At 64.0% G+C, this 18,336-nt stretch carries 18 protein-coding genes; 14 read left to right on the top strand and 4 right to left on the bottom strand.

The window, feature by feature from the left end; genetic code table 11:
• Positions 1 to 7: 7 nt before the first annotated feature.
• The 3 genes from NKI63_RS18175 to NKI63_RS18185 all read right to left on the bottom strand — a co-directional run bounded on the left by NKI63_RS18175 (position 8) and on the right by NKI63_RS18185 (position 3,534).
• The gene (locus NKI63_RS18175; protein WP_352822640.1) at positions 8 to 1,387 is read right to left on the bottom strand and encodes an aspartate aminotransferase family protein; all 1,380 of its coding nucleotides are present in this window, start codon (positions 1,385 to 1,387) and stop codon (positions 8 to 10) included.
• Between the two features lie 34 nt (positions 1,388 to 1,421).
• Positions 1,422 to 2,915 (bottom strand): NAD-dependent succinate-semialdehyde dehydrogenase, encoded by a 1,494-nt coding sequence (locus NKI63_RS18180; RefSeq protein WP_352822643.1) that lies wholly within the window; start codon positions 2,913 to 2,915, stop codon positions 1,422 to 1,424.
• Between the two features lie 127 nt (positions 2,916 to 3,042).
• Positions 3,043 to 3,534, bottom strand: a complete 492-nt coding sequence (locus tag NKI63_RS18185) for an Lrp/AsnC family transcriptional regulator (protein WP_352475676.1) — start codon at positions 3,532 to 3,534, stop codon at positions 3,043 to 3,045.
• An 82-nt stretch (positions 3,535 to 3,616) separates the two neighbouring features.
• Here NKI63_RS18185 and ehuR point away from each other — a divergent pair, with 82 nt between their 5' ends.
• The 10 genes from ehuR (at position 3,617) to doeB (ending at position 13,335) form a co-directional block, all read left to right on the top strand.
• Positions 3,617 to 5,002: a MocR-like ectoine utilization transcription factor EhuR gene (ehuR, locus tag NKI63_RS18190; RefSeq protein ID WP_352822645.1), complete on the top strand. Its 1,386-nt coding sequence runs from the start codon at positions 3,617 to 3,619 to the stop codon at positions 5,000 to 5,002.
• A 122-nt stretch (positions 5,003 to 5,124) separates the two neighbouring features.
• Positions 5,125 to 5,910 (top strand): ectoine/hydroxyectoine ABC transporter ATP-binding protein EhuA, encoded by a 786-nt coding sequence (ehuA, locus tag NKI63_RS18195; RefSeq protein WP_352704809.1) that lies wholly within the window; start codon positions 5,125 to 5,127, stop codon positions 5,908 to 5,910.
• Between the two features lie 65 nt (positions 5,911 to 5,975).
• Positions 5,976 to 6,827, top strand: a complete 852-nt coding sequence (ehuB, locus tag NKI63_RS18200; protein WP_352752735.1) for an ectoine/hydroxyectoine ABC transporter substrate-binding protein EhuB — start codon at positions 5,976 to 5,978, stop codon at positions 6,825 to 6,827.
• Positions 6,828 to 7,013: 186 nt separating this feature from the next.
• Positions 7,014 to 7,673 (top strand): ectoine/hydroxyectoine ABC transporter permease subunit EhuC, encoded by a 660-nt coding sequence (gene ehuC / locus NKI63_RS18205; protein WP_254819481.1) that lies wholly within the window; start codon positions 7,014 to 7,016, stop codon positions 7,671 to 7,673.
• A 16-nt stretch (positions 7,674 to 7,689) separates the two neighbouring features.
• A complete protein-coding gene (gene ehuD / locus NKI63_RS18210) occupies positions 7,690 to 8,349 on the top strand; it encodes an ectoine/hydroxyectoine ABC transporter permease subunit EhuD (RefSeq protein WP_254819480.1) in 660 nt (219 codons plus the stop codon).
• Positions 8,346 to 9,119, top strand: coding sequence for an ectoine utilization protein EutA (gene eutA, locus NKI63_RS18215; protein ID WP_352822648.1), 774 nt, complete (start codon positions 8,346 to 8,348; stop codon positions 9,117 to 9,119). The genes ehuD and eutA overlap by 4 nt, the downstream gene beginning before the upstream one ends.
• Before the next feature lie 10 nt (positions 9,120 to 9,129).
• Positions 9,130 to 10,122 carry a hydroxyectoine utilization dehydratase EutB gene (gene eutB, locus NKI63_RS18220; protein WP_352822651.1) on the top strand — a complete coding sequence of 331 codons (993 nt, stop codon included), beginning with the start codon at positions 9,130 to 9,132 and terminating at the stop codon, positions 10,120 to 10,122.
• Positions 10,119 to 11,111, top strand: a complete 993-nt coding sequence (locus NKI63_RS18225; protein ID WP_352822653.1) for a cyclodeaminase — start codon at positions 10,119 to 10,121, stop codon at positions 11,109 to 11,111. The genes eutB and NKI63_RS18225 overlap by 4 nt, the downstream gene beginning before the upstream one ends.
• A gap of 38 nt (positions 11,112 to 11,149) precedes the next feature.
• Positions 11,150 to 12,328: an ectoine hydrolase DoeA gene (doeA, locus tag NKI63_RS18230; protein WP_352822655.1), complete on the top strand. Its 1,179-nt coding sequence runs from the start codon at positions 11,150 to 11,152 to the stop codon at positions 12,326 to 12,328.
• A gap of 5 nt (positions 12,329 to 12,333) precedes the next feature.
• Positions 12,334 to 13,335: a N(2)-acetyl-L-2,4-diaminobutanoate deacetylase DoeB gene (gene doeB / locus NKI63_RS18235; RefSeq protein WP_352822658.1), complete on the top strand. Its 1,002-nt coding sequence runs from the start codon at positions 12,334 to 12,336 to the stop codon at positions 13,333 to 13,335.
• A 97-nt stretch (positions 13,336 to 13,432) separates the two neighbouring features.
• Here the strand turns inward: doeB and NKI63_RS18240 are convergent, their stop codons facing one another.
• Positions 13,433 to 14,092, bottom strand: a complete 660-nt coding sequence (locus NKI63_RS18240; protein ID WP_352822763.1) for a GntR family transcriptional regulator — start codon at positions 14,090 to 14,092, stop codon at positions 13,433 to 13,435.
• Positions 14,093 to 14,412: 320 nt separating this feature from the next.
• Here NKI63_RS18240 and NKI63_RS18245 point away from each other — a divergent pair, with 320 nt between their 5' ends.
• From NKI63_RS18245 to biuH, 4 genes are read left to right on the top strand one after another with little or no spacing between them, the layout of a single operon-like run.
• Entirely contained in the window at positions 14,413 to 15,540 is a 1,128-nt protein-coding gene (locus NKI63_RS18245) for a BMP family ABC transporter substrate-binding protein (RefSeq protein ID WP_352822661.1), read from the top strand.
• 20 nt (positions 15,541 to 15,560) lie between these two features.
• Positions 15,561 to 16,685 (top strand): ABC transporter permease, encoded by a 1,125-nt coding sequence (locus tag NKI63_RS18250; RefSeq protein WP_352822664.1) that lies wholly within the window; start codon positions 15,561 to 15,563, stop codon positions 16,683 to 16,685.
• Positions 16,685 to 17,611 carry an ABC transporter permease gene (locus NKI63_RS18255; RefSeq protein ID WP_352507100.1) on the top strand — a complete coding sequence of 309 codons (927 nt, stop codon included), beginning with the start codon at positions 16,685 to 16,687 and terminating at the stop codon, positions 17,609 to 17,611. The genes NKI63_RS18250 and NKI63_RS18255 overlap by 1 nt, the downstream gene beginning before the upstream one ends.
• A 14-nt stretch (positions 17,612 to 17,625) precedes the next feature.
• Entirely contained in the window at positions 17,626 to 18,327 is a 702-nt protein-coding gene (gene biuH / locus NKI63_RS18260) for a biuret amidohydrolase (protein WP_254819471.1), read from the top strand.
• The last annotated feature ends 9 nt before the right edge of the window (positions 18,328 to 18,336 follow it).

The following is an 18,336-nucleotide window of genomic DNA, read 5'->3' on the forward strand; positions in this document are numbered from 1 at the left end:
CGGTTCTTCAGATGTTGGCAAACACGCTCTTCACCGCGTCGGCCGTCTTGGAGACGACGATGTCGGCCTCTTGCCGAGTCAGGCAGAGCGGCGGCGCGAAACCGAGAATGTCGCCCTGCGGCATGGCGCGGCCGATGACGCCGCTTGCCGCAAGGGTGGTCGCGACCTGCGGTCCGATCTTTTGCGAGGCGTCGAAGAACACGCGGTCGTCCAGGTCGGCGACGAACTCGATTGCCGCCAGCATGCCGTCGCCGCGCACCTCGCCGACGTTTTTGTGGCCACCGACGGCTTTCGTCAGCTCGGCGCGGAAATAGGCGCCGGTCTCGCCGGCGTTCCGCACCAGGTCCATCTCGTCGATCAGTTCCAGGTTGGCGACGCCGGCGGCCACGCAGATCGGATGCGCCGAATAGGTCCAGCCATGGCCGAGCGAGCCGAGCTTGTCGGAGCCTTGGACGAGCACCTGCCACACCTTGTCGGAGACGATGACGCCGGAGAGCGGCGCATAGGCCGAGGTCAGGCCCTTGGCGATGGTGATCAGGTCGGGCTTGATGCCGTAATGGTCGGAGCCGAACATGGTACCCAATCGGCCGAAGCCGGTGACTACTTCATCGGCGATCAAAAGCACGTCGTATTTCTTCAGCACCGCCTGGATCTTTTCCCAATAGCCGGCTGGCGGCGGCACGATGCCGCCGGTGCCGAGGATCGGCTCGCCGATGAAGGCGGCGACCGTTTCCGGCCCTTCGGCGAGGATCATCTCCTCGAGCTTGTCGGCGCAGTATTGCGAAAACTGCTCTTCACTCAGCGAGCGGTCGGCGCGGCGGAAATAGTAGGGCGCCTCGGTGTGCAGGACCGGCGCACGCGGCAGGTCGAAGGCGTTGTGGAACAGGTCGAGGCCGGTCAGCGATCCGGTCATGATGCCGGAGCCGTGATAACCGCGCCAGCGCGAGATGATCTTCTTCTTCTCGGACCGGCCGAGCACGTTGTTGTAGTACCAGATCAGCTTGATGTTGGTTTCATTGGCGTCTGAACCAGAGAGCCCGAAATAGACCCTCGACATGCCTTGCGGCGCGCGATCGATGATCATCTTGGACAGCGTGATCGACGCCTCGGTGCCGTGCCCGACATAGGCATGGTAATAAGCGAGATTCTTGGCCTGCGCGGCGATGGCGTCGGCGATCTTCTGGCGGCCATAACCGACATTGACGCAGTAGAGCCCGGCGAAGGCATCGATGCTTTTGCGCCCGTTGTTGTCCCAGATGGTGACGCCTTCGCCGCCGGCGATCACACGGGTCGGGCTCTCGCCACGCGCGTGGGTGCCCATATGGGTCGAGGGATGGAAGAAGTGATCGCGGTCCCAGGCGGCGAGTTCGTTTGACTGGTCGAGCATTTTTCTACTCCTGAGGGAAAGTGTCGGGCGCGGCTCACGCCACGTCGAGGCAGAGATATTTGAGATCGGTAAAGGCTTCGAGCCCGTGACGCGAGCCCTCGCGGCCGATGCCGGACTGCTTGACGCCGCCGAAAGGGATCGGCGCGCCGGTGATCTTGACGCGGTTGATGGCGACCATGCCATAGTCGAGCGCGCGGCCCATGCGCAATTGCCTACCGCCGTTTTCGGTGACGACATAGGCGACGAGGCCGTATTCGGTGGCATTGGCGCGGGCGACGACTTCCTCTTCGCTGTCGAAGGGCGTCACGGCGGCAACCGGACCGAAGGTTTCCTCGCGCATGATCAAAGCGTCGTCTCCCACGTCGGCAAGCAGGGTCGCCTGGTAGAACAGCGGCCCGGCGGAATGGCGCTTGCCGCCGGTCAGGCAGCGCGCGCCTTTGGCGAGCGCATCGGCCACCTGCTCCTCGACCTTCTTGACGGCGCGTTCGTGCATCAAGGGTCCGATTTCGGTGTCGTCAGCCAGGCCATTGCCGGTCCGCAATGCCTCGACGCGTTTGGCGAAAGCAGCACAGAACCGATCGTAGAGCGGACGCTGGACATAGATGCGGTTGGCGGCGAGGCAGTCCTGGCCGGAGGTCGCGAATTTGGCGTCGACCGCGATGGCGACAGCCTTGTCGAGATCGGCGTCGGCGAAGACGATCAGCGGCGCATGACCGCCGAGTTCCATCACCAGACGCTTCATCGTCGGCGCACTCTGCGCGGCGATCAGCCTGCCGATCTCGGTCGAGCCGGTGAAGCTCATGGCGCGAACGCGCGGGTCTTCGCACATCCGCCCAACGATAGTCGAAGCCCTGCCGGTGAGGACGTTGAAAACGCCAGCCGGCAGGCCGGCGCGTTCGCCAAGCTCGGCCAGCGCCAGTGCCGACAGCGGCGTTTCCGAGGAAGGATGCGCGACGATGGTGCAACCGGCGGCAAGGGCGGCAGCCGCCTTGCGGGTCAGCATGGCCGCTGGAAAATTCCACGGCGTGACGACGCCGACGACGCCAAGCGGCTCGCGCCGCACCATCATCTCGGTATCAGGCAGATGGCTGGTGACGCTTTCGGCGTTGAGACGTTTGGCCTCCTCGGCATACCATTCGACAAAAGAGGCGGCATAGTCGATCTCGCCGAGCGATTCCTTCAGCGGCTTGCCTTGTTCGAGCGTCATCAGCAGAGCCAGGTCATTCTTGGCGGCGACGATCAGATCGAACCATTTTCGCAAGATTTTCGACCTTTCCTGCGGCAGCGATGCGCGCCAAGCAGGAAAGGCGCGCGATGCCGCATCGATCGCCAATGTCGTCTGCCGGGCATCGAGCGCGGCAACAAAAGCGACGGTGGATCCGGTGGCCGGATCGGTTACCTCGAAACTCTCCGCGGTCTCGCTCGCCGTCCAGTGGCCAGCGACATAGGCGAGTTCGCGCAGCAGCCGTCGGTCGGCGAGGCGATCAAGTGCTTCATGGCGGTGCGAGCGGGCAAAATGTGCGGACATCATCGGGCTCCCGGTTCGGGTGATGCCGCAAGACTATCTCTGCCGCGCAAACAGAGAGGCTGTTTGCGTGCCTGCACGTAGAGAGATTGTCTCTATTGCCCTGCCCCGCCAGACGATCTCTCCGGCATCAGGAAGATGCCGGCAACAGATCCGCCACTGGCAGCACACTCTCCTCCTTCACCGTCTTGGTGACGATGTAGGTGAAATAGCGGTCGATGCCGATCTCGCGTTCGAGCAGAGCGTCGACCAGCCGCTGATAGGCGTCGATGTCGCGCGCCATCACCTTCAGCAGGTAATCGACGCCGCCGCCGACAGACCAGCAGGCGACGATCTCGGGGATGTCGCGGATCACGCGCTCGAAACGGTCGAAATCGGCCTGGCGGTGGCTAGCCAGCGTCACCTCCATCAGCACGGTAGCGACCGGCGAGATGGCGCGCATGGCGATCCTGGCGTGGTAGCCCGAGACGATGCCGGCCTTTTCCAGCTTGCGCAGCCGCATCCAGCACGGCGTCGGCGACAGGCCGACTTTCTCGGCCAGCGCCAGCTTGGTGATGCGCCCGTCGCGCTGGATGGCGTCAAGGATCTTGAGATCGATCGGATCGAGTTTCGCTGCAGCCATGATCACCCACTTCCAGTGCCCGACACCATGACGGCGCATTATTTCGATTGTCAATTGCACTGATTTCGATCTCTAATAAGTCATGACATTTTGGCGACCAGATCCCGCTCTTATCCGGCGGCCGGCGTATCAATCGCTCGCCGACCAGTTCGCGCGGGCCATCCATGACGGGCGTCTGGCCACTGGCGCGCGCCTGCCGACGCACCGGCAACTGGCCGACGATCTGAAACTTTCCGTGCAGACGGTCAGCCGCGCCTACGAGGAATTGATCCGCCGCGGGCTGGTTTCCGGCGAGGTCGGCCGCGGCAGCTTCGTGCAGACGCAGCGCCGCGAGCCGGAGCCGCCCTATCTGCCGGAGCGGCTGGGCGAGGTCATCGACCTCTCCATCCTGAAGCCGGTCTGCGAACCGATGCATCTGGAGCGGCTGAGGCAGGCACTGGGCTGGCTCGCCGAAAACCTGCCGTCGAGCTCGGCGCTGTCGTTCAGGCCGAACATGGTGTTCCCGCGCCACCGCGCGGTGGGCGTCGAGTGGCTGCGGCTCTGCGGCCTCGACGCGTCGCCGCAGAACATCAGCCTGACCAACGGCGCCACGGCCGGGATGACGGTAGCGCTGATGAGCGTGGCGCCGCCCGGTTCGACCGTCGCCACGGAAGCGATCGGCCATCACACGCTGATCCCGCTGGCGCGCTATCTCGGCTTCAATCTCGAGGGTCTGCCAATCGACGACAATGGGCTGATCCCGGAAGCGCTCGACGAGGCCTGCCGGCTGTCCGACATCCGCGCCGTGTTCGTGCAGCCCTCGGTGATCAACCCGACGGCAACGCTGATGGATGCCGCCCGGCGCGAGCAGATCGCAGCGGTGGCGCGCAGGCACGACATCGCCATCATCGAGAACGACGTGCTCGGCCCGCTGGTCGAGGACCGGCCGCCGCCGCTCGCGGCGTTTGCCCCCGAGCGCACGCTCTATGTCACCTCCTTCACCAAGATCGTGGTACCCGGCCTGCGCATCGGCTATCTCGCGGCACCCAATCGTTATGTCGCCGCGGTTGCCAACCGCCACCTGGTCTCGAACTGGATGGCGACTCCGATGGTGGCCGAGATCGCCAGCAAATGGGTGACCGACGGCACCGCGATGGAACTCGTTCGATGGCAGCGCCTGGCTTTGCGGCGGCGTCTGGACATCGCCGCCGAGGTGCTTGCCGGAGTGGATTATCGCGCTCATCGCGACGGGCTTCACGTCTGGCTGCGGCTGCCCGAGGATCGCGGCGAGGAAAGCTTTGTGTCCCAGGCGCGCCTGCAGGGCGTGGCGATTGCGCCCGGCACGTCGTTTCGCATTTCGCAAATGCCTTGGCATCCAGCTGTCCGGATTTCGCTGGGCTCGACCACGGAGGGGGAACTGCGTGCCGGTCTCGGCGTTGTCACAAAGCTTCTGCTCGGCGATCCCGAGCATCTCCTGCTTGCCATCTAGGCAACAAATGGCGGGGAATTGTGCGGAATTCGAAATATTGTCATGATATTATTTTCTTGATTGACATGATTTGCTGCGATCCTCATCGTTAAAGGCATAGCTTCTCCAGCACGGGAAATTCATTGTCGGCGCCCATCATCAAGATCGACGGCATTTCGAAAAGCTTCGGCACCTTCAAGGTGCTGGACGGCCTCTCGATGCAAGTCATGCCCGGCGAGAAGCTGGCGCTGATCGGCCCATCGGGTTCGGGCAAGACGACGATCCTGCGTATCCTGATGACGCTTGAGCGCATCGACAGCGGCCACATCCAGGTCGATGGCGAACAGCTGTACCACATCGAGCGTAACGGCCGGCTGCTGACGGCCGATGAACGGCATTTGGCAAAGATGCGCCAGAAGATCGGCATGGTCTTCCAACTGTTCAATCTGTTTCCGCACAAATGCGTCATCGACAATGTGACGCTGGCACCGATGCTGACCAAAGGCGTGCCGCGGGCCGCCGCCGAAAAGCGGGCGATGGAACTGCTCGACATGGTCGGCATGGTCGACAAGGCCAAAGCGATGCCGGCGCAGCTTTCCGGCGGACAGAAGCAGCGCGTCGCGATTGCCCGGGCGCTGGCGCTGTCGCCGAAGATCATGCTGTTCGACGAGGTCACCTCGGCGCTCGACCCGGAGCTCGTCGACGAGGTCCTCAACGTCATGCGCAAGCTCGCCGCCGAGACCGACATGACCATGCTGCTGGTCACCCACGAGATGGGTTTCGCCCATGACTTCGCCGACCGGGTGCTGTTCTTCGATCGCGGCAGAATAGTCGAGGAAGGCAAGCCCGACGAGATTTTCCGCCATCCCAAACAGGAGCGTACGCAAGGTTTCCTGAAGAAGATCATTGCGGCCGGACATCGGGTCTGACTGCCATGCGAGGCGGCGACGCCTCAAGCAAGCCAAGAAGACAGACAAACAAGGAGTTGGGAACAATGAAGAAATTTGCCATTTTGGCCGGCGTCGCCGGTATTGCGCTGGCGGCGGTGCTGGCCGCCTCGACGTCCGGCTCGGCCGATGACAGCAAGCTCGAAGAGCTCAAGGCGCAAGGCTTTGCCCGCGTCGCTATCGCCAACGAGCCGCCCTATACGGCGGTCGCTGCCGACGGCAAGGTTTCGGGTGCGGCGCCTGACGTTGCCCGTGAAATCTTCAAACGTCTTGGCGTCAACGATATCGTCGCCTCGATCTCGGAATATGGCGCCATGATCCCCGGCTTGCAGGCCGGCCGTTTCGACGTCGTCACCGCCGGCCTGTTCATGAAGCCGGAACGTTGCGCTGCGGTCGCCTATTCGGAACCGGTGCTGTGCGACGCCGAGGCGATGCTGGTGAAGAAGGGCAACCCGAAAGGCTTCAAGAGCTACGAGGACGTCGCCAAGGACACCAGCGCGACGATCGGCGCACCGGGTGGCGGCACCGAGGAAAAGCTGGCGCTAACCGCAGGTGTGCCGCGCGAGCGCGTCATCGTCGTGCCGGACGGCCAGAGCGGCCTGAAGATGCTGCAGGACGGCCGCATCGATGCTTATTCACTGCCCGTGCTGTCGATCAACGACCTGGTCAAGAAAGCCAATGATCCGAACCTCGAAGTCATCGCGCCGGTGGTCGGTGCGCCGGTCTATTGCGACGGCGCAGCCTTCAAGAAGGGCGACGAAGCGCTGCGCGACGCCTATGATGTCGAGCTGGCGAAACTGAAGAAGTCCGGCGAGTTCGCCAAGATCATCGAGCCTTACGGCTTCTCGGCGGCGGCGGCAATGTCGACGAGCCGCGACAAGCTCTGCTCGGCGAAATAGGCGGGTCTTCCTTCTCCCCGTTCACGGAGAGAAGGAGGCCCGAAGGGCCGGATGAGGGGCAGCACAAAGTTCTGCCAAGCTGGCTCTGCCCCTCATCTGCCTGCCGGCATCTTTTTCCCGTGAACGGGGAGAAGGAGGCTGAAGCCAACGTCTCGCTGGACATTCAACGCGGAAACTCTCGACCCAATGACCCAATGGTCCGGCTATTTCGGCCTGATATTGCAAGGAGCACTCGTCACCATCGAGTTGACGCTGATGGGGTCGGTGCTGGCCTTGGTCATGGCCTTTCTTGCCGGGCTGGGGCGGCTGTCGCGGTTTTTCGTGCTGCGCGCGCTGGCCACCGCCTATATCGAGTTCTTCCGCGGCACCTCGATCTTCGTGCAGCTGTTCTGGGCCTATTTCGTGCTGCCTTTCGCCGGCATTTCGCTGACGCCGCTGCAGGCCGGCGTGCTGGCGCTAGGCCTCAATGTCGGCGCTTATGCGGCGGAAGTCGTGCGCGGCGCCATCAAGTCGATCGGCCGCGAACAATATGAGGCCTGCACCGCGCTCAATCTCGGCCGCTGGCAAGCCATGCGCCATATCATCCTGCCGCAAGCGCTTTTGGTGATGCTGCCGACCTTCGGCAACAACGCCATCGAGCTGCTCAAGGCCACCGCCGTCGTTTCGTTGATCTCGCTTGCAGACCTGACCTTCCAGGCGCAGGTGGTGCGCTCGCAGACCGGCAATACACTGGTGCCGTTCAGCACCATCCTCGTCATCTATTTCGTCCTGGCGCTGCTCATCTCCTGGGGCGTGCGGTCGCTGGAACGCCGCATGGCTCGTGGCCTCGACGGGGTGCGCGTATGATCGATCGGGCCTGCTAATGGAATGGGATTGGGATTTTGTCCGGCAGATCCTGCCGACGCTGATCGAGGGGGTGAAGATCACCATCCTGGCGACGCTGCTCGGCTCGGTGCTGGCGGCCGTCGTCGGGCTGGGCATTGCGTTGGCGCGCCGTTCGCCGAACCGGGCCCTGTCGCGCACCGTCGGTTTCGTTGCCGAGTTCATCCGTGGCACGCCGCTGTTGGTGCAGCTCTATTTCATCTTCTACGTGCTGCCGGATTTCGGCGTCCTGTTGCCGCCGTTGGTGGCGGGCGTCATCGGTCTCGGACTGCATTACGGCACTTACACGGCCGAGGTCTACCGCGCCGGCATCGACAATGTGCCGCGCGGCCAATGGGAAGCGGCCAAGGCCTGCAATCTGAATGCCACGCAGACCTGGACGCACATCATCATTCCGCAGGCGATCCCGCCGATGATCCCGGCGCTTGCCAATTATTTCATCGCCATGTTCAAAGAGACGCCGCTGCTGTCGGCGATCACCGTGCTGGAACTGATGAACCAGGCCAAGAGCGTCGCCAACACCTATTATCGGTATATCGAACCGATCACCTTGGTCGGCGCCTTCTTCCTCGCCATCAGCCTGTTCTCGGTGGTGCTGCTGCGCTGGTTGGAACACCGTTATGGGCGGATCGAACGATGAGCGCTGCACCCGATATCCGCCTGCGCTCGGTCCGGCCGCCGCTCGATGCGCGTCCGCTGGAAAAGCGGGTCGGCCTGATCATCCTTGCCACCGACCATACCAGCGAACCGGATTTTCGCCGCATGGTGGCAAGCGACCGCATCGGCGTCTATGTCGCGCGCATCCCCTACGCCAATCCGACGACGCCGGACAATTTGCGCAAGATGCAGCCGTCACTGACGGCGGGGGCGGCCCTCATCCTGCCCGACGAGCCGCTCGATGCGATCTGCTATTCCTGCACCTCGGCCTCCGTCGTGATCGGCGATGCCGAAATCGAGGCGGCGGTGCAGGCCGCCAAGCCCGGCGTGCCGGTGGTCACGCCGCCGATGGCCGGGGTGCGCGGCCTGAAGGCGCTGGGCGCCAGGACGGTCAGCATCCTCACTCCCTATACGGTCGAGACCAGCCGACCGATGGTGGCCTATTTCACCGAGCATGGTTTCGAAATCGCCAGCTTCACTTGCCTCGGCTTCGAGGATGATCGCGAGATGGCGCGGATTGCGCCGAAATCCTTGGTCGATCTGGCCCGTGATGCGATGGCCTCGCAGGCCGACGCGCTGTTCGTGTCCTGCACGGCGCTGCGGTCGGCGGCGGCAGTTGTCGGCATGGAAGAGGCTATCGGCCGCCCCGTCGTCACCAGCAACCAGGCGACGGCCTGGAATTGCCTGCGGCTTTGCGACGACGACGAGCCGCGCCCTGAATTCGGCCGTCTGATGACGCTGCCGTTGAACTGATTGATGAGCCATGACCGCTTCCCAGATAAGCCTCCCCGATATCCGCGCCGCGCGCGAGCGTATCGCAGACAAGATCGAGCGTACGCCGACCGTTCCTTCCCGGAGTCTTTCCCAGCACTTGGACGCTCCTGTTTATCTCAAGCTCGAACATCGGCAGACCACCGGCGCCTTCAAGCTGCGCGGTGCCTCGAACGCTATCGCTTCGCTGACAGAAGAGGAGAAGGCGCGCGGCGTCGTCGCCGCCTCGACCGGCAACCACGGCCGGGCGCTTGCCTATGCCGCACAACTGCAAGGCATCCGCGCGACGATCTGCATGTCGCGGCTGGTGCCGCAGAACAAGCTGGACGAGATCCGTCGGCTCGGCGCCGAGATCCGCATCGTCGGCAACAGCCAGGACGATGCGCAGCAGGAGGTCGAACGGCTGGTCGCGGAAGAGGGGCTGATCATGCTGCCGCCCTTCGACCATCCTGCCATTGTCGCCGGGCAAGGCACGCTCGGGCTGGAGATCATCGAACAGGTTCCTGATGCCGCCCTTGTGCTGGTGCCGCTGTCTGGCGGTGGGCTGGCGGCTGGCGTTGCCGCTGCCGTCAAGGGCGTCAGCCCGGCAACGAAGGTCGTCGGCGTCTCGATGGCGCGCGGTGCGGCGATGAAGGCGAGCCTCGACGCCGGGCACCCGGTGCTGGTCGAGGAACTGCCGACGCTGGCGGACTCGCTCGGCGGCGGCATCGGCCTCGACAACCGGCTGACCTTTTCCATGTGCCGCGACCTGCTCGACGATGTGATCCTGCTCAGCGAGGACGAGATCGCCACCGGCATCCGCCATGCCTATGAACAGGAGCGCGAGATCGTCGAAGGCGCCGGCGCGGTCGGCATCGCAGCCGTGCTTGCCGGCAAGGTCAGGGCGAGCGGCCCGACGGTGCTCGTGCTGTCCGGCCGCAACATCGATATGACACTGCACCGCAAGATCATCTGCGGCGAAGCAATTGCGGAGAGCGCAGCATGAGCCGGATGACGATCCTCACCGAAGCCGAATTGCGCAAGATCGTGAAGCTCGATCTCGATGCCGTCGCCTGCGTCGAGAACGCGTTTCGGGCGCTCGCTACCTTGCCGGTGGCGATGCCGCCAATCCTGCGGCTGGACATTCCAGAGCATCGCGGCGAGGTCGACGTCAAGACCGCCTACGTGCCGGGCATCGACGGTTTTGCGATCAAGATCAGCCCAGGTTTCTTCGACAATCCGAAGCTCGGCCTGCCCAGCGTCAACGGCATGATGGTGCTGCTGTCGTCCAAAACCGGATTGGTCGAGGCGCTGCTGCTCGACAATGGCTATCTCACCGACATCCGCACCGCTGCCGCCGGTGCGGTCGCCGCCAAACATCTGTCGCGGGCGGACTCCTCCGTCGCCGCGATCTTCGGCGCCGGTGTTCAGGCCGGACTGCAGCTAGAGGCGCTGATGCTGGTACGGCCAATCACGGAAGCCCGCATCTGGGCAAGGGATGCCGCCAAGGCCGAAGCCGCGGCAGACGCATTGTCCGAAAGACTGGGCATCGCCGTTCACGCCGAGCGCGACGCGGCAGAGGCTGCAGCCGATGCCGACATCATCGTCACCACGACGCCGTCGACCGAGCCGCTGATCAAGCCCGGCTTCGTCTCCGCCGGCCAGCATATCACTGCGATGGGCTCGGATGCCGAGCACAAGAACGAGATCGCGCCGGCGATCCTGCGCATGGCCGATCTCTACGTTGCTGACAGCGCCAAGCAGACGCGGCGCCTGGGCGAACTGCACCATGCCATCGCGGCGGGCGTGATGGCGGCCGATGCCGAGATCACCGAGCTTGGCCATATCATCGCCGGCGAAAGGCATGGCCGGCGCTCGGACAGCGACATCACCATTGCCGATCTGACGGGCACAGGCGTGCAGGACACGGCAATCGCCACGCTCGCCCGCGACCGTGCGCGTGCGGCCAAGACCGGTACGATTTTCGAAAGCTGATGCTGGCCGCAAGGCCCAACAAACGAGGACCAAGAACAATGCAGCCAAATTTGAAATTCTCGCGCGGCGAATATGCGGAGCGCCTCGCCAAGACGCGGAAGGCGATGGAGGCCAAGGGCGTCGATCTGCTGATTGTCAGCGATCCGTCCAACATGGCCTGGCTGACCGGCTATGACGGCTGGTCGTTCTATGTGCACCAGGCCGTGATCGTGCCGCCGTCGGGCGAGCCGGTGTGGTACGGGCGCGGCCAGGACGCCAACGGCGCCAAGCGCACCGCCTACCTCACGCACGACAACATCGTCGGCTATGCCGACAACTACGTGCAGTCGACCGAGCGCCATCCGATGGATTTTCTGTCCGGCGTGCTCTCCGATCGCGGCTGGGGGAAGCTCAGCATCGGTGTCGAGATGGATAATTACTGGTTCTCCGCCGCTGCCTTCGCATCGCTGCAGAAGCACTTGCCCAATGCCCGCTTCGTCGATGCCACGGCGCTGGTCAACTGGCAGCGCGCGGTGAAGAGCCCGACCGAAATCGACTACATGCGCAAAGCCGCCCGCATCGTCGAAGCGATGCACCAGCGCATCGTCGACAAGATCGAAGTCGGCATGCGCAAATGCGACCTGGTCGCCGAGATCTACGATGCCGGCACGCGCGGCGTCGACGGCGTCGGCGGCGACTATCCGGCGATCGTGCCGCTGCTGCCGTCGGGCGCCGACGCATCGGCGCCGCACCTGACCTGGGACGACCGGCCGATGAAATCGGGCGAGGGTACCTTCTTCGAGATCGCCGGCTGCTACAACCGCTATCACTGCCCGCTGTCGCGCACCGTTTTCCTCGGCAAGCCGACGCAGGAGTTCCTCGACGCCGAAAAGGCGACGCTGGAAGGCATGGAGGCGGGACTTGCCGCCGCCAAGCCCGGCAACACATGCGAGGACATCGCCAACGCCTTCTTCGCGGTGCTGAAGAGATACGGCATCGTCAAGGACAACCGCACCGGCTACCCGATCGGGCTTAGCTATCCGCCTGACTGGGGCGAACGCACGATGAGCCTGCGCCCAGGCGACCGCACCGAGTTGAAGCCCGGCATGACCTTCCATTTCATGACCGGCCTGTGGCTGGAGACGATGGGCTTGGAAATCACCGAATCCATCCTGATCACCGAGACAGGCGTCGAGTGCCTGGCGAATGTGCCGCGCAAGCTGGTGGTGAAGAATTGAGCCCGATGTCCAGCCTTCGCCCGTCGCCGATCACGCCGACCGTCGATTTCGAGCGCGACGGGGTTCAGCACGGTTTCCTGCGCCTGCCTTACAGCCGCGACGATTCCGCCTGGGGATCGGTGATGATCCCGATCTGCGTCATCAGCAACGGCAACGGGCCGAGCGCACTGCTCACCGGCGGCAATCATGGCGACGAGTATGAGGGGCCGCTGGCGCTCTTCGATCTCGCCCGAACGCTCGACCCGAAGCAAGTCAGCGGCACGGTCATCATCGTGCCGGCGATGAACTATCCGGCGTTCCGCGCCGGCACGCGCACCTCGCCTATCGACAAGGGCAATCTCAACCGCAGCTTTCCCGGCCGGCCCGACGGCACGGTGACCGAGAAGATCGCCGATTATTTCCAGCGCGAGCTTCTGCCCCGTACGGACATCGCGCTCGATTTCCACTCCGGCGGCAAGACGCTCGACTTCGTGCCGTTCTGCGCCGCCCACATTCGGCCGGACAAAATATTGGAGGAGAAAGGATTCGCTGCGGTCGAAGCGTTCTCCGCACCGTGGTCGATGAAGATGCTGGAGATCGATGCGGTCGGCATGTTCGACACTGCCGCCGAAGAGATGGGCAAGCTGTTCATCACCACCGAGCTCGGCGGCGGTGGGACTTCGCGCGCCGAAACGGTGCGGATCGCGCGGCGCGGCGTGCTCAACGTCTTGCGCCATGCCAGCATCGTCGCCGGCGCGGTCGAGATGCAGCCAACCCGCTGGCTCGACATGCCGTCCGGCGATTGCTTCTCGTTCGCCGAGGACGACGGGATGATCGAAACGATGATCGATCTCGGCGAGCCAGTGGCAGAGAACCAGGTGCTGGCACGTATCCATTCCATAGGCCGCACCGGCGGCGCTCCGCAGGAGATCCGGGCCAAAATGTCCGGTCTGTTGGCGGCGCGGCATTTTCCGGGGCTGGTCAAGGCCGGCGACTGCGCTGCCGTGGTCGCCGTGCTGGTCGATTGAGGGCTAGAGCGGGATGCGTTCAACGGCCATCCCGCTCTATCTGTTTGTTTAGCCGCATTTTCTGCGACGCCAAGTGATTCCCTTGGCTGCAAATGCTCTAGGAAGCCGATGTCGGGACCGGCTCGGCCTTGCCTTTGGGGCGATCGCCGAGGGCAAAGACGGCGCTCGCCTCGCTGACGATCGAGACATGATCCTTGGCGGCTATTCCGGCGGCCGTACTGTCGCCGCGCATGATTGCGGTGACGATGGCGTCATGCTCCTGCCATGACTGGGCCAGCCGGCCGGGCAGCATGAACTGCGCGCGCCGGAACGGCGCCAGGCGGCCGCGGGTCATGACGGTCAGTTCATAAATGTGCTTGCTGTGGGCGCCGCAATAGAGCCGGGTGTGGAATTCGGTGTTGAAAAGCTCATACTCTTCTTCGGCACCGAGCTGCACCAAGCGCGCCGAGGCCTGGTGCTCGGCCTCCAGCGTGCGGCGCTCGCCCGCCGTCATGCGCTCGGCCGAGAAGCGCGCGCAGATCGCTTCAAGCTCGGCCATGCTCTCGAACATCGAGGCGAGGTGCTCCTGCGTCACCACGGCGACGGTGGCGCCGCGGTTCGGCCGCCTTTCGACCAGTCCCATGGCACTGAGCCGGCTTAGCGCTTCCCTGATCGGCGTGCGTGAGACGTCGAAGCGGGCGGCGAGCGAGGCTTCGTCGAGTTTTTCGCCGGGACGCAGGAAACCGGTGACGATCCGGTCGCTGATCGCCCTCACCATCTGATCGACGGTCGTGCCCGACCTGATCAAATTGCGCTTTCCCGACACGTCTCCTCCGTCCAGTCTTTTCGCTAGAGCCGCAAGCCACTCACCGGCTTCAATTTCCTCTGCAGCTTATGCCTATGTTTTAGCCTTCATGTCAAATTGACGATTTTGAAGGCAAAAAGTGTATGCAATTGCTCTGGCTTTGTGCAGTCCACATCCACGCACTCATTGATATTGCTGAATAAATCCAATTTCTGAAACTGGCACGCTGATTGCATACACTTCTCTCATTGAGGTGTTAACCGGCCCCAAAGGCCCCATAGAGGGAGCATTCAATGTCCGAGAGATTCATGCTTAGCCGTCGCGAGCTGCTCAAGACCTCCGCCGTCGGAGCGGCGCTAGGTCTTGCGTCCGCGTCGTTTCCGATCAGCAGGGCCTTCGCCGCGACGGCCACGGTCGGCTTCATCTATGTCGGGCCAAAGGACGATTACGGCTACAACCAGGCGCATGCCGAAGGCGCTGCCACGCTGAAGGGGATTGAAGGCATTTCCGTGGTCGAAGAGGAGAACGTGCCTGAGACCGTCGACGTCCAGAAGACGATGGAATCGATGATCAATCTCGACGGTGCGTCGCTGATCTTCCCGACCTCGTTCGGCTATTTCGATCCGCACATGCTGGCCATGTGCGCGAAATTCCCCGACGTGCAGTTCCGCCATTGCGGCGGCATGTGGAACAAGGACAAGCATCCGATGAATGCCGGTTCCTATTTTGGCTATATCGGCATGGGCCAGTATCTGAACGGTGTCGTCGCCGGTCACACCAGCAAGACCAAGAAGCTCGGCTTCGTCGCGGCAAAGCCGATCCCGCAGGTGCTGCTCAACATCAATTCCTTCCTGCTCGGCGCGCGCTCGGTCGACCCGACCATCACCTGCCAGGCGATCTTCACCGGCGAGTGGTCGCTGGCGGTCAAGGAGGCGGAGGCCACCAATGCGCTGGTTGACCAGGGTGCCGACGTCATCACCTGTCACGTCGACAGCCCCAAGGTGGTGGTCGAGACGGCGGCCGGGCGTGGCGCCTTCGTCTGCGGCTATCATGCCAACCAGAGCCCGCTGGCGCCGGAGAAATACCTGACCGGCGCGGAATGGAACTGGGCCAAGGTCTACAAGATGTTCGTCGACGATCTGGTGGCCGGCACCCCGCTGCCCAATTTCACGCGCGGCGGCCTGGCCGACGGCTTCGTCAAGATGAGCCCGCTCGGCCCCGCCGTCGGCGATGCCGCCCGCAAGCAGTTCGACGGCACGCTGGCCGAAATGATGAAAGGCGGATTTTCCGTCATCAAGGGTCCGCTGAAGAGCAACAAGGGCGTCGTCGTCGCGACCGAGGGCCAAGCCTTCGTCGAGACCGCGCTCGAACTCGAAAGCATGGACTACCTGGTCGAGGGCGTCGTCGGTTCGACCGCCTGAACCGGATCGGAGACGGGGCCATGGCAGACACGGTCGGCACTGCGGGCGCACCGGCGCTGTTTGGCGCCAGGAATTATCCGGCGGCGCTCGAATGGGCGGCGCGGCGGGCGGAAGCCTTCGTCATACCGCTCGCGGCGCTGATCGTCGGCATGGCGCTGTTCAGCGTGTTCATCGCGCTGGTCGGCAAATCGCCGGTGCAACTCTACGAGACGATGTGGCGTGGCGGCTTCGGCTCGTGGTTCTCGATCCAGAACTCGCTGTCGCGGGCAGCACCGCTTTTATTGGCAGCGCTCTGCGTGGCGCTGCCGGCACGACTTGGCCTTGTCGTCATCGGCGGCGAAGGCGCGATCGTGCTGGGCGGTGTTGCCGCCGCCGCCATCGGCGTGGCAGTGAATGGCGCGCCGGCTTTTCTGGTCATCCTGCTGATGGGCGCGGCGGGCGTGGTCGCCGGCGGCATCTGGGTCGGTGCCGTCGGCGCACTCCGCCACTACCGCGCCGTCAACGAAACCATCTCCAGCCTGCTGATGGCCTATATCGCCATCGCGGTGATGAACCATCTGGTCGAAGGGCCGCTGCGCGATCCGGCCTCGCTCAACAAACCCTCGACCGAGCCGCTGGCGGATGCCTACCGCATCGGCAACATTCCAGGCATGGACGTGCACTGGGGCCTTATGCTCGGTATCGTCGCCTGCGTCCTGTCCTGGCTGCTGATCGAAAAGACGCGCTGGGGATTTGCCGCCCGCATTGCCGGCGGCAATGTCAGGGCGGCCCAGGTGCAGGGGCTTGCCGTCGGGCCGCTGATCGTCGGCTTCACCGGGCTCGCCGGCGGCTTTGCCGGGCTGGCCGGCATGCTGGAGGTCGGCGCCGCGCAAGGCAGCGCCAACGCCTCGCTCGCCGCCGGCTATGGTTATACCGGCATCCTCGTCGCCTTCCTCGCCCGCCACAATCCGCTCGCCATCATCCCGGTCGCTTTCCTGCTCGGCGGCATCGGCGCTTCCGGCGGGCTGATCCAGCGCCGCATGGACCTGCCCGACGCCACCGTGCTGGTGCTGCAAGGCATGCTCTTCGTCGTCATCCTGTTCAGTGAAACTTTTTACGGCCGCTTCAAGGTCTTCAATCCCGATCTGTGGAAGAGGGGCTCCTGATGGACGCGACCGAGATCGGCCTGTGGGGCGTGCCGCTCGCCATTCTCGGCGGCGCCATCCGCGTTTCGACGCCCTTCGTCTTCGTCTCGCTTGGCGAAGCCATCACCGAGCGCTCCGGCCGCATCAATCTCGGCCTCGAAGGCACGCTGGTCTTCGGTGCCATGACCGCCTACGCCGTCGCGGTGATGACCGGCTCGCCATGGCTCGGCCTGTTGGCCGCCGCAGGTGCCGGTCTTTGCTTCGGCTTGTTCCACGGCTGGATCTGCAAATTCCGCGGGGTGAACGACATCGCCATCGGTATCGCGCTGATGCTGTTCGGCTCCGGTCTCGCCTTCTTCTTCGGCAAGCCGTTCATCCAGCCCTCGGCACCAGACCTGCCGGCCATCGCCTTCGGTGGCTGGTCGGATATTCCGCAGGTGCAGGCGGCGCTCAACGTCAACATCCTGTTCCTGATCGGTGCGGCACTTGCCGTGTTCCTGTGGTGGGCCTTCCGCAACACGCGTGCCGGCCTGATCGTGCGCGTCGTCGGCGACAGCTCCGATGCGGCGCGCGCCATGGGCCTCAATCCCAACACCGTGCGCCTGCTTGCGACAGGTGTCGGCGGTGCGCTCGCCGGCATCGGCGGCGCCTATCTGTCGCTCTACTATCCCGGCAGCTGGACCGAACGCATCTCGTCGGGGCAGGGGCTGATGGCGGTGGCGCTGGTCATCTTCGCGCGCTGGAATCCGCTCGGCTGCTTTGCCGCGGCACTATTGTTCGGCGGTGCGGGCGCGCTGGGCCCGGCACTGCAATCGGTCGGGGTGACGCAGGGCTACTATCTCTTCTACGCCGCGCCTTACATCCTCACGCTCATCATCATGATCGCCACCTCGTCGCCGAGCCGCTCGCTTGCCGGCGCGCCGGGCGAATTGTCGATCACCAAATAACTGGAGTTTTTCCGATGAACGCCAGAGCCGAGATCACCCAGCGCTACATCGATGCCGATCCCTATCCATGGCCCTATAATGGCGAGCTGCGGCCAGACAATACGGCGCTGATCATCATCGACATGCAGACCGATTTCTGCGGGCCGGGCGGCTATGTCGATCATATGGGCTACGATCTTTCGCTGGTGCGGGCGCCGATCGAGCCGATCAAGTCGGTGCTCGCAGCCATGCGGGCCAAGGGCTACACCATCATCCACACGCGCGAGGGCCACCGGCCCGATCTCGCCGACCTGCCGGCCAACAAGCGCTGGCGCTCGCGCCGCATCAATGCCGGCATCGGCGACCCCGGACCATGCGGGCGCATCCTGGTGCGCGGCGAACCCGGCTGGGACATCATCCCCGACCTCTATCCGGCGGTGGGCGAACCGATCATCGACAAGCCGGGCAAGGGCTCGTTCTGCGCCACCGACCTCGAACTGATCCTGCACCAGCGCGGCATCGAAAACATCGTGCTGACCGGCATCACCACCGATGTCTGCGTCCACACGACGATGCGCGAGGCCAACGATCGCGGCTTCGAATGCGTGATGCTGGAGGATTGCTGCGGCGCGACCGATTACGGCAACCATCTTGCCGCGATCAAGATGATCAAGATGCAGGGCGGCGTGTTCGGCGCGGTGTCGAACTCGGCATCCTTCGTCGCGCAGCTGCCGTGAGGACACGAT

Origin of the sequence: Mesorhizobium sp. M0410 (assembly GCF_040321435.1) — a bacterium.
Classification (GTDB): Bacteria; Pseudomonadota; Alphaproteobacteria; order Rhizobiales; family Rhizobiaceae; genus Mesorhizobium.

Excerpts from the sequence above, each read along its gene's own strand:
- NKI63_RS18185 (WP_352475676.1), bottom strand. The coding sequence starts at position 3,534 with ATGGCTGCAGCGAAACTCGATCCGATCGATCTCAAGATCCTTGACGCC.
- NKI63_RS18240 (WP_352822763.1), bottom strand. The coding sequence starts at position 14,092 with ATGGTGAGGGCGATCAGCGACCGGATCGTCACCGGTTTCCTGCGTCCC.
- ehuC (WP_254819481.1), top strand. The coding sequence starts at position 7,014 with ATGACCCAATGGTCCGGCTATTTCGGCCTGATATTGCAAGGAGCACTC.
- ehuR (WP_352822645.1), top strand. The coding sequence starts at position 3,617 with ATGACATTTTGGCGACCAGATCCCGCTCTTATCCGGCGGCCGGCGTAT.
- doeA (WP_352822655.1), top strand. The coding sequence starts at position 11,150 with ATGCAGCCAAATTTGAAATTCTCGCGCGGCGAATATGCGGAGCGCCTC.
- NKI63_RS18175 (WP_352822640.1), bottom strand. The coding sequence starts at position 1,387 with ATGCTCGACCAGTCAAACGAACTCGCCGCCTGGGACCGCGATCACTTC.
- ehuD (WP_254819480.1), top strand. The coding sequence starts at position 7,690 with ATGGAATGGGATTGGGATTTTGTCCGGCAGATCCTGCCGACGCTGATC.
- eutA (WP_352822648.1), top strand. The coding sequence starts at position 8,346 with ATGAGCGCTGCACCCGATATCCGCCTGCGCTCGGTCCGGCCGCCGCTC.
- NKI63_RS18245 (WP_352822661.1), top strand. The coding sequence starts at position 14,413 with ATGTCCGAGAGATTCATGCTTAGCCGTCGCGAGCTGCTCAAGACCTCC.
- ehuB (WP_352752735.1), top strand. The coding sequence starts at position 5,976 with ATGAAGAAATTTGCCATTTTGGCCGGCGTCGCCGGTATTGCGCTGGCG.
- NKI63_RS18225 (WP_352822653.1), top strand. The coding sequence starts at position 10,119 with ATGAGCCGGATGACGATCCTCACCGAAGCCGAATTGCGCAAGATCGTG.
- eutB (WP_352822651.1), top strand. The coding sequence starts at position 9,130 with ATGACCGCTTCCCAGATAAGCCTCCCCGATATCCGCGCCGCGCGCGAG.
- NKI63_RS18250 (WP_352822664.1), top strand. The coding sequence starts at position 15,561 with ATGGCAGACACGGTCGGCACTGCGGGCGCACCGGCGCTGTTTGGCGCC.
- biuH (WP_254819471.1), top strand. The coding sequence starts at position 17,626 with ATGAACGCCAGAGCCGAGATCACCCAGCGCTACATCGATGCCGATCCC.
- NKI63_RS18255 (WP_352507100.1), top strand. The coding sequence starts at position 16,685 with ATGGACGCGACCGAGATCGGCCTGTGGGGCGTGCCGCTCGCCATTCTC.
- NKI63_RS18180 (WP_352822643.1), bottom strand. The coding sequence starts at position 2,915 with ATGTCCGCACATTTTGCCCGCTCGCACCGCCATGAAGCACTTGATCGC.
- doeB (WP_352822658.1), top strand. The coding sequence starts at position 12,334 with ATGTCCAGCCTTCGCCCGTCGCCGATCACGCCGACCGTCGATTTCGAG.